Here is a 13,592-nt window from a genome sequence, read left to right on the forward strand (position 1 = left end):
ACGCGAGCCGGTACGCCGTACCGCATCCGCCCACCCACCTCGCCGCCGTGCAACCGCTTTCCATCACCGATTCCCGACAGGTTGACTCGCCGTGACCGCCCACCTAAGGTTGCCCACACAGCCTTGGAAAGCCCTTTCCCAGGCGTCGGCCGGACCAGGAGGCGACCATGTGCGAGTACGGCCCACCCGCCGCGGCCCTTCCCGGCGGCATCGGCATCTCGCTGCTCAAGGTCTACGACATCGAGGCCCCCGACGGCCTGGTCGGCGGTACGCCGCACGTCCACCTCGCCTGCTCCGAGGGGTACTACGTGATCGCGGGCTCCGGCGCGGTCCAGACACTCAACCCGAAGGGCTTCGCCGAGACCCCACTCCAGGCCGGCACCGTGGTCTGGTTCGACCCCGGCACGATCCACCGCCTGGTCAACAACGGCGGCCTCCAGATCCTCACCCTGATGTCCAACTCCGGCCTGCCCGAAGCGGGCGACGCCGTACTGACTCTCCCGCCCGAGCACCTCACCGACCGCGAGACCTATCTCAAAGCAACCACGCTGACCGGCGAGGGCGAGGCCCGAACCCCCTCCGCGATGGCCCGGCGCGACCTGGCGCTCGAAGGCTTCGCCGTACTGCGAACCGCGTACGAGGCCGAGGGACCGTCCGCGCTCGACCCGTTCTACGAGGCCGCGATCGGCATCGTCCGCCCGCAACTCGCGGATTGGCGGCGCCGCTGGGAGCAAGGCGCTCGCCGCCTCGCCGACGAGACCGGCGCCGCCCTCGACGCACTGGAGACCGGCCGAGCGCCGTACCTGCAGACCGCCGAGCTCCACCGCCTCCCAGCACCGACCGAGTTCGGGCGGCACGGCATGTGCGGCCGGCTCGATGTCTACGACCTGAACACCTGATCCCGCGAACCGCCCGATAGAGACCAGCGCAGACGAAGCGCCGAAGAGAGGTTGCACAGTGAACGATCGACGCATCGGCATCGTGATGAACGGCGTCACCGGCCGGATGGGTCTGCGCCAGCACCTGGAGCGCTCCATCGTGGCGATCCGCGAGCAGGGCGGCATCCCGGCCGCCGACGGGACGATGATCATCCCCGAGCCGATCCTGGTCGGCCGCAACGAGCTCAAGCTCAAGAACGTCGCGGACACCTACGGCCTGACCCGGTGGACCACTGACCTGTCCGAGGCGCTGGCCGAGCCCGACGTCGAGATCTACTTCGACTCGCAGCTCACCCAGCTCCGCGAGAAGGGTGTGCGTGCCGCCGTCGAGGCGGGGAAGGCGATCTACTGCGAGAAGCCGATCGCCGAGGGCTTGGAAGCTGCGGTCGATCTCGCCCGGCTGGTCCGGGACTCCGGGCTGAAGAACGGCGTCGTCCAGGACAAGCTCTCGCTGCCCGGCCTGCGCAAACTCAAGCGACTCGTCGACGGTGGCTTCTTCGGTGAGATCCTCTCGGTGCGCGGCGAGTTCGGCTATTGGGTGTTCGAGGGCGACTGGCAGGAAGCGCAGCGGCCGGCTTGGAACTACAAGGCCGAAGAGGGCGGCGGCATCGTCGTCGACATGTTCTGCCACTGGCGGTACGTGCTCGACCAGATCTTCGCCCCGGTCAAGTCGGTCTACTGCCAGGGCGCGACCCACATCCCGACCCGGTACGACGAGCAGGGGCAGCCGTACACCGCGACGGCCGAGGACGCGGCGTACGGCGTCTTCGAGCTCGAGGGCGGCATCATCGCGCAGCTCAACTCGTCGTGGACGACGCGAGTGTTCCGCGACGAACTGGTCGAGTTCCAGGTCGACGGGACCGAGGGCAGCGCGGTCGCGGGGCTGCGGAACTGCCGCGCCCAGCACCGCTCGGCGACGCCGAAGCCGGTCTGGAATCCCGATCTCCCGGCGGCGTACTCGTTCCGCGACCAGTGGTCGGAAGTGCCGGACAACGAGGTGTTCGACAACGGGTTCAAGGTGCAGTGGGAGATGTTCCTGCGGCACGTCGTCGACGATGCGCCGTTCACCTGGGACTTCGTCGAGGGCGCCAAGGGTGTCCAGCTCGCCGAACTCGGTCTGCAGTCGTGGCGCGAAGGCCGCAAGCTGGAGGTCCCGGCGCTCGACATCGAGTCGCGGGCATGAGCCTGTCGCTGCGGCTGCCCCGCGACGGCGGCCTGGAGACCTACAAACTGACCGGTACGCCGGTTGCCCGGGGCACCTATCAGCCGGCGTCCAGCCGACTCGCCTTCGCGGCGGCGCATGTGGTGGCCGACCCGCTCGGCGACAACTCGCCGGGCGCTCCCGCGGCGATCGACTGGGAGCACACGCTCGCTTTCCGCCGGCACCTGTGGTCGCTGGGGTTGTCGGTCGCCGAGGCAATGGACACCGCCCAGCGGGGTATGGGGCTGGATTGGGCCGCTACCCAAGAGCTGATTCGCCGCTCCGCGGCGGAAGCACCCTTCCGCTCCTCCGTCGCGGGACCTGAGGGCAGCTCCTCCGGCGCGGGCGGGGCCGTGGGGGCCCCAGGTGCAGGTGGCGCCTCCGGCGCAGGCGGGGCCGCTGGGGACCCAGGTGCAGGTGGCGCCTCCTGTGCGGGTGGGGGCGGGCAGGAGAGGCGGATTGCGGTAGGGGTGGGGACCGACCAGCTCGGCCCGGGGCCGCAGGCGCTGGATGCGGTGATTGCTGCCTACGAAGAGCAACTGGCGTTGGCTGAGGAGGTCGGTGCTCAGCCGATTCTGATGGCCAGTAGGGCGTTGTGTGCTGCGGCTGCTTCTCCGGACGACTACCGGAAGGTGTACGACCGGTTGCTGTCGCAGTCGTCGCGGCCCGTGATTCTGCATTGGCTCGGGTCGATGTTCGATCCTGCGCTGGAAGGCTATTGGGGCAGCGATTCGCTCGACACCGCGGCGGATGTCGTCGTCGAGCTGATCAACGAGAACGTGGCACACGTCGACGGCATCAAGGTTTCGTTGCTCGACGCAAGCAAAGAGGTTGCCCTACGCAAACGACTGCCGGACGGTGTGCGGCTCTACACCGGCGACGACTTCAACTACCCGGAGCTGATCCAGGGCGACGGCGACCGGCACAGCGATGCGCTGCTCGGGATCTTCGCGGCAATCGCTCCCGCCGCCGCAGCAGCGTTGAAGGCGCTCGACGAGGGCGACGTCACGGCGTACGAGCAGATCTTCGCACCGACCGTCCCGCTGGCCCGGCAGATCTTCTCGGCGCCGACGTACTACTACAAGACCGGCATCGCCTTCCTGGCTTGGCTGAACGGGCACCAGCCCGGCTTCGGCATGGTCGGCGGACTGCAGACCGGCCGCTCACTTCCGCACCTGGCCGAGACGTTCCGGCTGGCCGACGCGGCCGGAGTACTGACGTCGCCTGAGCTGGCAGTGGATCGCTTCCGCAAGCTGCTCATCGTTGGTGGGGTCGACGCGTGAATCGCTTCAGCCTCAACCAGGCAACCACGAAGTACTGGTCGTTGGAGGACGTCGTCGCAGCGAGCGCCAAGGCCGAGCTGTCCTGGATCGGCCTGTGGCGCGAACCGGTGCAGGAGTACGGCGTCGAGCGGTCGGCCAAGCTGGTCGCGGATGCCGGGCTGCGAGTTTCCTCCCTGTGCAGAAGCGGTTTCTTCACCTCGACGGACGCAGCGGAACGTCAGGAGAAGATCGACGACAACCGGCGCGCGATCGACGAAGCCTTTGCCCTCGGCACCGACGTGCTGATCCTCGTCAGCGGTGGATTGCCTTCCGGCTCGCGCGATCTCGACGGTGCCCGGGCGATGGTCCGCGACGGTATCGCCGAACTCGCGCCGTACGCGCAGGAAGCTGGAGTCAGGCTTGCCATCGAGCCGCTGCATCCGATGTTCTGCTCGGACCGCTGCGTCGTGTCGTCCCTCGGTGGCGCGCTCGACCTGGCCGAGCAGTTCCCGGTCGAGCAGGTCGGCGTGGTCGTCGACGCGTATCACCTGTGGTGGGACGCCGACGTCTACCGGCAGATCGAGCGAGCCGGCGCGCGGATATGTTCGTACCAGGTGAGCGACTGGGTCGTCCCGTTGCCGGCCGACACGCTGCTCGGACGGGGCATGATGGGCGACGGCTCGATCGAGCTGCGCCGACTCCGTGAGGCGTGCGACGCGGCCGGGTACGACGGGCCGGTCGAGGTCGAGATCTTCAACCAGGACCTTTGGGACGCGCCAGGACAGGAAGTCTTCGATCTCGCCCTGTCCCGGTACGGCGAACACGTCGCCTGAGCCGGCCGGCTGCTGCGCCTTGAGTTGCCTTTAGCAACAACGTTCTCTCTCGAAGGAGACTGACTCCCCATGAGCGACCGGACCATCCCCGCCGACGGCATCGGCATGCACCTGTACACGATGCGCGAGGCTCTTGCCGGCGACTACGCGGGCACTCTCAAGCGGCTGGCCGAGATCGGCTACCGCACGGTCGGGGTGAGCGGCCGGTTCGGCCACTCGGCCGCGGACATCCGTTCGTTTGCGGACGACGCCGGCCTGCGGATCGTGCTCGAGCATGTCGGGTACAACCGGCTCACCGACGACTTCGAGGGCGCGCTGGCCGACGTACAGACTCTTGGCGGGAAGTGGATCGTGGTCCCGTCGCTGCCGACCGAACTGCACACGCCCGAGGGGTTCCGGGAAGCAGCGGCCGCCTTCGCGGTGGCGGGACGGGCGGCGCGGGAGGCCGGGCTGCAGTTGCTGTTCCACAACCACGGGCACGACTTCGCCGAGGTCGACGGACAGGTGCTGTTCGACATCCTGCTCGACGAGGTGGAGCCTGAGCTGCTCGGCTTTGAGCTGGATCTCTACTGGGTGGTCAATGGCGGTAAGGACCCGGTCAACTACTTCCGGGACCACCCCGGCCGCTTCCCTGCGCTGCACGTCAAGGACATGGCCGCGGACGGCTCCTTCGCAGACGTCGGTGCCGGCCGGCTGGACTTCCCGGCGATGTTCGCGCTTGCCGAGGAAGGTGGAGTCGAACAGTGGCTGGTGGAGCACGACGCTCCTGTCGACCCGTGGGTCTCGGCCGCGTCGAGCTACCGGTCGCTGGCCGAAATGAGGTACTGAGCGTCGCCGGCAGCGAGTTTGGCCTATTGTCGTCACTGACAGCAGGTGCACGGTTGCCGTCCGGCGTCGTACGGCCGGGCACCGGCGTGTCGGGAAGCGTTGTCCGTTCCCGCGGATCTGTCACTCTGTAAGGGGCCCTTCCACGGCGGGGTCCCGTGAGGCCGCCGATGCCGTGACGCCGGAGAGATCACACGTGCAGAACGAGCCCACTGTGCGGATGACGGCTGTACGCCGTCTGTACGAGGTGAGCGCCCGGATGGGCGCCGGGCGAAGCCTGGCCGAAACCCTGCAGGCAGTCGTCGACGGCGTCGTGGACGGTCTCGGCTTCGGGATCGCCGTGCTGAACCTGCGGCATCCGGACGGCAAGTTCGAGGTGATCGCGGTCGCCGGGTCGCCCGAGGCCAAGAAGGCGCTGCTCGGCACGGTCAGCGCGGCCGACATCTTCGACGCCGAGTTCGACATCGCGGACAAGTGGGGCGCGCTCCGGTTCGTCCCGCACGAGCGGCTGCCCGAAGGCGAGGTGATCGGCTGGGTGCCGGAGATCCCGGTGCCGACCGACCCGGATGCCTGGCATCCGCTGGACGCGTTGTTCGCACCGCTGTACTCGCCCGGCGGCGAACTGGTCGGCATGTTGTCCGTGGACCTGCCGGAGGACCAGCGCAGACCCGGGCCGATCCACCGCGAACTGCTCGAGATCTTCGCCACCCAGGCCGGGCTCGCGATCGACAAGGCCCGGCTGACCGACCAGTTGCTGGCCGAGAAGGCCCGGCTGGAAGCCAGCGAGACGACCTTCCGGCTGGTCTTCGAAGGAGCCGGCAACGGGATGGCCACGATCGCCTTCGACGGACCCGAATCAGGCCGCATCCTGCGGGTCAACCACGCGTTCTGCCGGATCACCGGTTACACCCCGAACCAGTTGATCGGAACCGTCCTGGTCGACTACCTCCGTGAAGAGGACGCCGGCCAGACCAGTCGCGAGATCGAACTGCTCAGCGCCGGTCACGGGCCGTACCGGTTCGAGCGGACGTTCCGGCGTACCGACGGCAACGACATCTGGCTCGGCGGGACCGCGGCGATCGTTGACCAGGGCAAGGATCAGCCGCGGATCGTGCTGATCCAGATCGACGACGTGACGGCCCGCAAGGACGCCGAACGGGAATTGCAGCACCACGCGGCCCACGATCCACTCACCGGCCTGCCGAACCGGCGACTCCTGCAGCACCGGTTCAACTCGGCACTGCAGCGATCCCGGCAGACCGGACGGCGCGGAGTACTGCTCTTCTGCGACCTGAACCACTTCAAGCAGGTCAACGACAAGTACGGCCACGAGGCGGGCGACCGGGCGCTGCGGGAGATCGCGGATCGCCTACTCACCGAAGTACGCCACGGAGACACGGTGGCCCGCCTCGGCGGCGACGAGTTCGCCATCCTCGCCGAAGACATCGACGGCGACGACCTCGACGTACTGATGCGCCGCATCGACGAGTCCATCAGCAAACCCCTTGACGGCATCGACGTCCCCGTCACCGCCAGCATCGGCACCGCCGTCGTCAGCCCCTACGCCTCCGACCTCAACGAACTCCTCCGCACCGCCGACAACGCCATGTACCAAGCCAAACGCCACCGCAACCACTAAACAACCACCCGCCCACGCAGCTCCTACGTCGCTGCTCCCCACCCCCCAGCTACGGCGCTCCTACGTCGCACCTCCGCTGCCTCGCTCAGAGCACGACGCAAACGAACCGGCTGCTTCGCCCTCACAGCCGCCAACCCGGTGATCGGCTTCGGCGCTGGCGAACCGGACTTCCTCGCCCTGGACGGCACCACGAGCGCTCCGCCTTCCACATGCGCCCGGATCACCCCGCGGTCATGCCGGACGCAAGTAGCGACACTCCCAGTTCATTGGCTACAAACCGTCACCGCTGGCATGCTTACAGAACGTTTTCCGCCGAGGACACGGAGTATCGATGCCGCCTTCTGACAACGTCACAAGGGGGCATAATTCTCGGCTTCAAGGCAATTACGGCGAGGCTTATGTCCGAGCTATGGCGGCGTCCATCGGGCTCAGAGTGTCAAAGGAAGAGCCGGAGCCGGAAGGCGTGGATCTTCTCGTTTCGAAAGTTGCCACAGATCGACATCGGTCGAGAACGCGCGCTGAGTTCCAGGTCAAGACGACAGCAGCCGCCGGATACCACGACGGCGTCATCAGGTACTCCCTGCGCAGGCCGGACTACTTGGCGCTCACTGGAACGGTCGGTGTCGAGCTGGACATCCGTCGGTACCTCATCTTGGTCGTCGTCCCGACTGACATGGCATCGTGGGCTGTCCCCGGCGAGGACTGTCTCGCGCTGAATCGGCAGGCATACTGGGCCGATCTTATGGGGCCGCCCGTCATTGACGACGATCAGCAGAGTCTCACAGTGTCTGTGCCCTGCACTAATCTGCTGACACCGACAACGCTGCTGGCTTTGGTCAGCCGCAACTACGAGGAGGTTGCGTGATGGAAGTCCACGTGACCGACAACGAAGCGTTGACTGCCAGTCCTCCCGATGACTGGGCGACCTACCTGGCTGCAGCCGGGTGGACCCCAGCAATCAGAGAACCGGGCGGAACCGAGTGGATAACGGACCGCAGTGACGAGACCATCTGGCTTCCGCGTAGTGCCCAGATGAAGGGGTATGCAAGCCGAGTAGCGCAGACTCTCCGTGTCCTCTCGCAACTGCAGGGACGGTCGGAGAGCGAGGTTCTGTTCGACGTCACCCACGCGAGCTATGACGTACAGAGACTCCGCCTGGCCCCTGCGGGCGAACCGGGAACAGTCGCACTCGCGGACGGCAGCGATTCACTCGCCGGCATCAAGAAATGGGTACTAAGCGGAGCGATCGCTACCGCACTGGGTCAACACCAACTGGTTCTGCCCACCCGCTGGGGTGGATCTGTATCCACCTTCATGCAGGAATCCAAGCTGGCAGCTCCTTCCGAGGGAAGCTTCATTTGGAATGTCATCACACCTGTTGGACAGCGGGGCGCCACCTCACTTCCCCTGGAGTACGAAGACTCTGGGGAATTCACGGTTGACTTCGGCCGCAAGGTCACTCTGACGCTCTATCGAGCCACCTCGACTGTCAAAGACGCCGCGCAATCTGTCGTTCAGGGCACATCGATTGCCGAGGCCTTTGGCGACAACCCATCGCCAGGCGTCTCGGCGAACCTCTGCGAGGGTCTGGTAGAAACTGCCTCCGCCTCGCGTCTCCCCTACAGTGTGGACTTCACTTGGGCGGCAACCAACGCTGGCCCGCCCACTAGCCGGATCGCATTCGAACCGGCCGAAATCGACGTCATCCAAGACGCTGCGCGCGACTTCCGCAATCGTGCGCCCCGCGAGAACGTCACCATCCAAGGCACTGTCGTGAGGCTCGTCCGCGAGAGTCGTCTCCGCCCGGGTGAGGTGACCATCGCTGGCGTCATGGAGGAGGACTGGGAAGAACAGTTCGGACACTTCTGGGTTGAGCTGTCAGACGAGGACTATGCGCTTGCGGTACGCGCACATGAAGATCGGGCAATTGTTCGGGCGACCGGCGACGTGTCTCGAGTCGGCAACCGCCGCAGGATCACAAGTCTCCGCAGCTTCGCGGTGCAGTCATCGCCGCCGTCCTGATCTGCGAACCAGCCACCGGCTATGCCGCATCGTCTCCGCCGACCAGTGGACTGAGCCAGGCAAGGTAGTAGGCAAGCACGCGAGTACCCGTGGCGATCACGACCCCATTGCTGTCAGAGCTGTGTCGGTGAGGCGATAGGTGGTCCATTCCTCTTGGGGGAGCGCGCCGAGGGACTTGTAGAAGTCGATGGCGGGGGTGTTCCAGTTGAGGACGGACCATTCGAGGCGTTCGTAGTTGTTGGTGACGCATTCCTGGGCGAGGGCGGTGAGGAGCGCCTTGCCGAGGCCGGAGCCGCGGTGTTGTGGGTTGACGAAAAGGTCTTCCAGGTAGATGCCGTGGACGCCGCGCCACGTGGAGAAGTTGAGGAACCAGATCGCGCAGCCGACCACCTCGCCGCCCGGCTCGGCCGACGCGACGTGGCAGAAGACGGCGGGCGTCGGGCCGAAGAGTGCCGTCGACAACTGTTCGGGGGTCAGGCGGCACTCGTCCGGGGCCCGTTCGTACTCGGCCAGGCCGTGGACGAGGTCGGCGATTGCCGGTGCGTCGGTCGGGCGGGCGCGGCGGATTCGGTCGTCGGTTTGCATGGGCTCATCCTGCCCGGTCACCGATTGCCGGGGATTCATCTGCGGGTGGAACTTGTTTACCGCGGTGTTCACCTGGTGACTCGAGGCTGAGGCTCCGATCCGCTCACCGGAGGGTTCCCCATGCCTGTTTCACGTCGTCGGTTCATTGGTCTTGGAGGCGCCGGTACTGCGGCGGTGCTGCTCGGGACCGGTGTCTGGGACGCCTCGACCACGTACGCCGCCCCGGCTGGTACCGGCAATCCGTTCACGCTGGGCGTCGCGTCCGGCGATCCGCAGTACAGCAGTGTCGTGCTGTGGACGCGGCTGGCTCTCGACCCGTACGCCGTCGACGGTCGCGGCGGCATGCCGGCCAAGCCGGTGCGGGTGGAGTACGAGGTCGCTCGCGATGAGCAGTTCCGGCACATCGTTCGCCGGTCGAGTGTCGTCGCGACCCCTGAACTCGGCCACTCCGTCCACCCCGAGGTCAACGGGCTGCAGCCGGACCACGAGTACTACTACCGCTTCCGCACGGGCGGTGAGGTCTCGACTGTCGGCCGTACCCGGACCACACCGCATCCGTTCAGCTCACCCCGTGAGCTGCGCTTCGCGTTCGCCTCGTGCAACGCCTGGCAGGACGGGTACTTCACGGCGTACCAGCACATGGCCGAAGAGGACCTCGACCTCGTCGTGCATCTCGGCGACTACCTCTACGAGTCCGGCGTGAAGACCAACAAGCGCGGTGTCGTGACGGACCCGCGGTTCCACACCGAGACCTTCGACCTGGCGCGTTACCGGCTGCAGTACTCCCTCTACAAGACCGAGTCGCCACTGCAGGCCGCGCACGCCGCGCACCCGTGGATCCATACCTTCGACGATCACGAGGTGGAGAACAACTGGGCCGGCGACCTGTCGCAGGCCGATACCGAGCCGGACCAGGACCCGGTGGTCTTCCGCGCGCGCCGGGCCCAGGCGTTCCAGGCGATGTACGAGAACCTGCCGCTGCGGCACGCGCAGATGCCCTCGGGGCCGGACATCCGGTACCACCGGCGCCTCCCGTACGGCCGCCTGGCCGACTTCACCATCCTCGACACGCGCCAGTACCGCTCGGACCAGCCCTGCGGCGACGGCGACTCGTCGACCTGCGACGACCGGTTCGACCCGGACAACACGATGCTCGGCGGCAAGCAGCGCGAGTGGCTGCTGGACGGCTTCCGTACGTCGAACGCCCGCTGGCAAGTGATCGGCAACCAGACCCCGATGGGTCAGACCGACTGGACGCCGGGCCCGGAAACCCATGTCTGGCTGGATCCCTGGGACGGATATGTTGCCGAGCGCAACAAGGTGCTCGCGGCGGCGCAGGACAGCGGCGTCCGCAACCTGGTCGTGATCACCGGCGACCGGCACCAGAACTACGCCCTCGAGCTCAAGCGCGATTTCGCCGATCCCGATTCGGCCACGGTCGGTACCGAGTTCGTCGGTACGTCGATCACCAGCGGCGGCGACGGTGCCGACACCACCGACCAGGGTCAGCAGTTCCTGGCCGCCAACCCGCACCTCAAGTTCTTCAACTCCCAGCGCGGCTACGTCCGCGTCACCGCTGACAAGCACCAGTGGCGCTCCGACTTCCGTGTCCTGCCGTACGTCAGCCGGCCGAACGCCCCGATCACCACTCGCGCCACCTACGTGGTCGAAGACCGCGAACCGCACGTCCAGCTGGACTGAAGTTTCGCGGAAACACCGACAGGGGGTTGTCGCGGCGGTCTTCGAGAGTGGAGGGGTCGGGGCAGGCCCGGCGATGAAGGAGAGGGATGAGATGGCTGTGGTGAACAGCATTGCCTGGTTCGAGATCGGTACCGACGACCCGGCGACCGCCGAGAAGTTCTACGGGGACGTGTTCGGGTGGAAGGTGGCGCATGAGGACACGATCAGTACCGATCCGGCGTACCAGTTCTTCGTGACGGGCGACGGCGAGGGGATGCGGGGTGGGCTGTTCGACACCAAGGGGGAGCTGGCCAGTTACAGCGTCTTCACCGTGCTGGTCGAGGACGTGGATGCGGCTTGCCGCAAGACGGAAGCGGCCGGCGGGAAGATCCAGCGGGGGCCGCAGGTCAATCCGGTCGGGGTGAGGTTCGCGCACCTGCTCGATCCGGCCGGCAACCAGTTCTCGGTGTTCACGCCGCCGGTCAGGCCAGCACCAGCCGACTGAGCTTCCCGTCGGGGATGTCGAGGTCCTCTCGACGCAGCGAACGCGGTGCGGGTGTCTCGGCGGTGACCGTCACTGAGGTGATGCGGTCGGTACGGAAGACCCGCACGGCATCGCGTCGTCGGCACCAGGCGATCAAGTACCACTGGGTGGCCTTGCCGACGTAGCCGAGCGGCTCGATCTCGCGGGTCGTCACGACGCCGGCGCGATCGGCGTACGCGATACGCAGGACGCGGCGGGTGGAGAGTGCATCAGCCACCAGCCGCGGTACTGCGGTCGCCGGCTCGTCCTCGGCGAAGATGTGCACGCGCTCAGCCAGCTCGTGCGCCGCCGCGGCGTCGTCGGTCTGCATCGCGGCGACCAGCTTGCGCAGCGCCGAACCCGCCACCGAGCTGAACGGCGTACCGCCGAGTCGACGTAAGCCCAGAGCCAGCGCGACGGCTTCGCCCGGCGTCAGGTTCACCGGCGGAAGCGTGCGCGCCTTGTCGAGGCAGTATCCGCCGGTGCGGCCGGTCTCGGCGTAGATCGGGACGCCCGACTGCTGCAGGGCGCTGATGTCCCGCTCGATCGTGCGCACGCTGACTTCGAATCGCTCGGCCAGCCGTCGCGCGCTCCGGGCCCGGGGCGCGACCGCCCGTAGCTCCTCGACCAGGGCGTAGAGACGGTCGGTGCGATTCACCCCCTCAAGCTAGCCAGCCCCGCCGACAGTTTGCGGATTCAGCAGGTGAGCTGCTGGCTCTCAGTGGTTTTTACTGTTGGAAAGCTGAGTTCCGGTGCGGGAGGTTGGGAGTATGGCTACTGATACCCCCATCACCCGCAGCATCGGCGACGTCCAGGTCAGCGCGATCGGGCTCGGCGGCATGCCGATGTCGATCGAGGGCCGGCCGGACGAGGCCCGGTCGATCGCGACCATCCACGCCGCCCTCGACGCCGGCATCACGCTGATCGACACCGCCGACGCCTACCACCTGGACTCCTCCGACATCGGCCACAACGAGACCCTGATCGCGAAGGCGCTCAGCACGTACGGCGGTGACACGTCGGACGTACTCGTCGCGACCAAGGGCGGCCACCTTCGCCCGGGCGGTGGCGCGTGGACCCAGGACGGCTCGCCGGAGCACCTGAAGCAGGCCGCGGAGGACTCGCTCAAGCGGCTCGGCGTCGAGGCGATCGGGCTGTACCAGTTCCACCGGCCGGACCCGAAGACGCCGTACGAGGACTCGATCGGCGCGATCCGCGACCTGCTCGACGCGGGCAAGATCCGGATGGCCGGCATCTCGAACGCGAACCCGGACCAGATCCGGCAGGCCAACGAGATCCTCGGCGGCCGGCTCGTCTCCGTACAGAACCAGTTCTCGCCGGCCTTCCGGTCGAGCGAGCCGGAACTCGACCTGTGCGACGAGCTCGGCATCGCGTTCCTGCCCTGGTCGCCGCTCGGCGGCATCTCGAAGGCGGGCGAGCTGGGCAGCAAGCACCCGGCGTTCCACCAACTGGCCGAGGAGCTCGGCGTCAGCCCGCAGAAGCTGACGCTCGCCTGGATGCTCGCCAAGTCGCCGGTCGTCATCCCGATCCCCGGCGCCAGCCGCCCGGAGACCATCCGCGACTCTTACTCGGCGATCGAGCTGAGCCTCACCCCCGAGCAGGTCGCCGCCCTCGACGCCTCCTGACCCCGGGCGCCCCGCGGAATACCGGTCGTACCGCGGGGCGTTGGGTCGCCCATGGAAGACATGCGTGCGTTGAGCTATGGAATCGGTCAGCAGTACTTCGACGAGCGGGACTACCGAGGCGCGATCCGGGCCCTGCTCCCCATCGTCGAGGAGACCCCGGAAGACGTCGGCACTCGCCTGCTGCTGGCTCGCGCCTACTTCCACAGCGCCCTGCTCAAGCCGGCCGCTGAACACCTGCAAGAGGTCATCGACCGCGCTCCGACCGAGTCCTACGCCCACCTGATGATGGCGCGCACGCTCGAACGGCTCAGTCGTCCCGACGAGGCCGCGAAGCACCGCCGGATCGCCGCCGCTCTCACCGGCGACGACTCGCTGCTGGCCTCCCACAGCCTCCGCGCCCAGTCGTAGCGCGGGGGCTCGGTGCATTCTTGCGGGCGG

At 67.3% G+C, this 13,592-nt stretch carries 14 protein-coding genes; 12 read left to right on the top strand and 2 right to left on the bottom strand.

What is annotated here, in order from left to right; translation table 11 throughout:
• Positions 1 to 167: 167 nt before the first annotated feature.
• The 8 genes from DIZ26_RS15565 (at position 168) to DIZ26_RS15600 (ending at position 8,720) form a co-directional block, all read left to right on the top strand.
• Positions 168 to 899, top strand: a complete 732-nt coding sequence (locus DIZ26_RS15565) for a cupin domain-containing protein (protein ID WP_112241792.1) — start codon at positions 168 to 170, stop codon at positions 897 to 899.
• Between the two features lie 58 nt (positions 900 to 957).
• The gene (locus DIZ26_RS15570) at positions 958 to 2,121 is read left to right on the top strand and encodes a Gfo/Idh/MocA family protein (RefSeq protein ID WP_112241794.1); all 1,164 of its coding nucleotides are present in this window, start codon (positions 958 to 960) and stop codon (positions 2,119 to 2,121) included.
• A complete protein-coding gene (locus tag DIZ26_RS15575) occupies positions 2,118 to 3,422 on the top strand; it encodes a dihydrodipicolinate synthase family protein (RefSeq protein ID WP_112241796.1) in 1,305 nt (434 codons plus the stop codon). The genes DIZ26_RS15570 and DIZ26_RS15575 overlap by 4 nt, the downstream gene beginning before the upstream one ends.
• Complete coding sequence (locus DIZ26_RS15580) at positions 3,419 to 4,234, top strand: sugar phosphate isomerase/epimerase family protein (RefSeq protein WP_112241798.1); 816 nt, start codon at positions 3,419 to 3,421, stop codon at positions 4,232 to 4,234. The genes DIZ26_RS15575 and DIZ26_RS15580 overlap by 4 nt, the downstream gene beginning before the upstream one ends.
• A gap of 69 nt (positions 4,235 to 4,303) precedes the next feature.
• On the top strand, positions 4,304 to 5,062 hold the full coding sequence (locus DIZ26_RS15585; RefSeq protein WP_112241800.1) for a sugar phosphate isomerase/epimerase family protein: 759 nt from the start codon (positions 4,304 to 4,306) through the stop codon (positions 5,060 to 5,062).
• Between the two features lie 217 nt (positions 5,063 to 5,279).
• Positions 5,280 to 6,698: a diguanylate cyclase domain-containing protein gene (locus tag DIZ26_RS15590; RefSeq protein ID WP_112241802.1), complete on the top strand. Its 1,419-nt coding sequence runs from the start codon at positions 5,280 to 5,282 to the stop codon at positions 6,696 to 6,698.
• Positions 6,699 to 7,029: 331 nt separating this feature from the next.
• On the top strand, positions 7,030 to 7,563 hold the full coding sequence (locus DIZ26_RS15595) for a DUF4365 domain-containing protein (protein WP_112241804.1): 534 nt from the start codon (positions 7,030 to 7,032) through the stop codon (positions 7,561 to 7,563).
• A complete protein-coding gene (locus tag DIZ26_RS15600) occupies positions 7,563 to 8,720 on the top strand; it encodes a hypothetical protein (RefSeq protein ID WP_198676113.1) in 1,158 nt (385 codons plus the stop codon). The genes DIZ26_RS15595 and DIZ26_RS15600 overlap by 1 nt, the downstream gene beginning before the upstream one ends.
• A gap of 96 nt (positions 8,721 to 8,816) precedes the next feature.
• Here the strand turns inward: DIZ26_RS15600 and DIZ26_RS15605 are convergent, their stop codons facing one another.
• The gene (locus DIZ26_RS15605) at positions 8,817 to 9,305 is read right to left on the bottom strand and encodes a GNAT family N-acetyltransferase (RefSeq protein WP_112241807.1); all 489 of its coding nucleotides are present in this window, start codon (positions 9,303 to 9,305) and stop codon (positions 8,817 to 8,819) included.
• A gap of 120 nt (positions 9,306 to 9,425) precedes the next feature.
• On the opposite strand from DIZ26_RS15605, the gene DIZ26_RS15610 reads away from it, so the two are divergent.
• The gene (locus DIZ26_RS15610; RefSeq protein ID WP_112241809.1) at positions 9,426 to 11,006 is read left to right on the top strand and encodes an alkaline phosphatase D family protein; all 1,581 of its coding nucleotides are present in this window, start codon (positions 9,426 to 9,428) and stop codon (positions 11,004 to 11,006) included.
• A gap of 91 nt (positions 11,007 to 11,097) precedes the next feature.
• Positions 11,098 to 11,490 carry a VOC family protein gene (locus DIZ26_RS15615; protein ID WP_112241811.1) on the top strand — a complete coding sequence of 131 codons (393 nt, stop codon included), beginning with the start codon at positions 11,098 to 11,100 and terminating at the stop codon, positions 11,488 to 11,490.
• On the opposite strand, the gene DIZ26_RS15620 is transcribed toward DIZ26_RS15615, so the two are convergent.
• The gene (locus tag DIZ26_RS15620; protein ID WP_112241813.1) at positions 11,468 to 12,166 is read right to left on the bottom strand and encodes a helix-turn-helix transcriptional regulator; all 699 of its coding nucleotides are present in this window, start codon (positions 12,164 to 12,166) and stop codon (positions 11,468 to 11,470) included. The genes DIZ26_RS15615 and DIZ26_RS15620 overlap by 23 nt on opposite strands.
• A 112-nt stretch (positions 12,167 to 12,278) precedes the next feature.
• On the opposite strand from DIZ26_RS15620, the gene DIZ26_RS15625 reads away from it, so the two are divergent.
• Complete coding sequence (locus DIZ26_RS15625; RefSeq protein WP_112241815.1) at positions 12,279 to 13,154, top strand: aldo/keto reductase; 876 nt, start codon at positions 12,279 to 12,281, stop codon at positions 13,152 to 13,154.
• A gap of 51 nt (positions 13,155 to 13,205) precedes the next feature.
• A complete protein-coding gene (locus tag DIZ26_RS15630; protein WP_112241817.1) occupies positions 13,206 to 13,562 on the top strand; it encodes a tetratricopeptide repeat protein in 357 nt (118 codons plus the stop codon).
• The last annotated feature ends 30 nt before the right edge of the window (positions 13,563 to 13,592 follow it).

This window comes from Kribbella monticola (assembly GCF_003261635.1).
GTDB lineage: Bacteria > Actinomycetota > Actinomycetes > Propionibacteriales > Kribbellaceae > Kribbella > Kribbella monticola.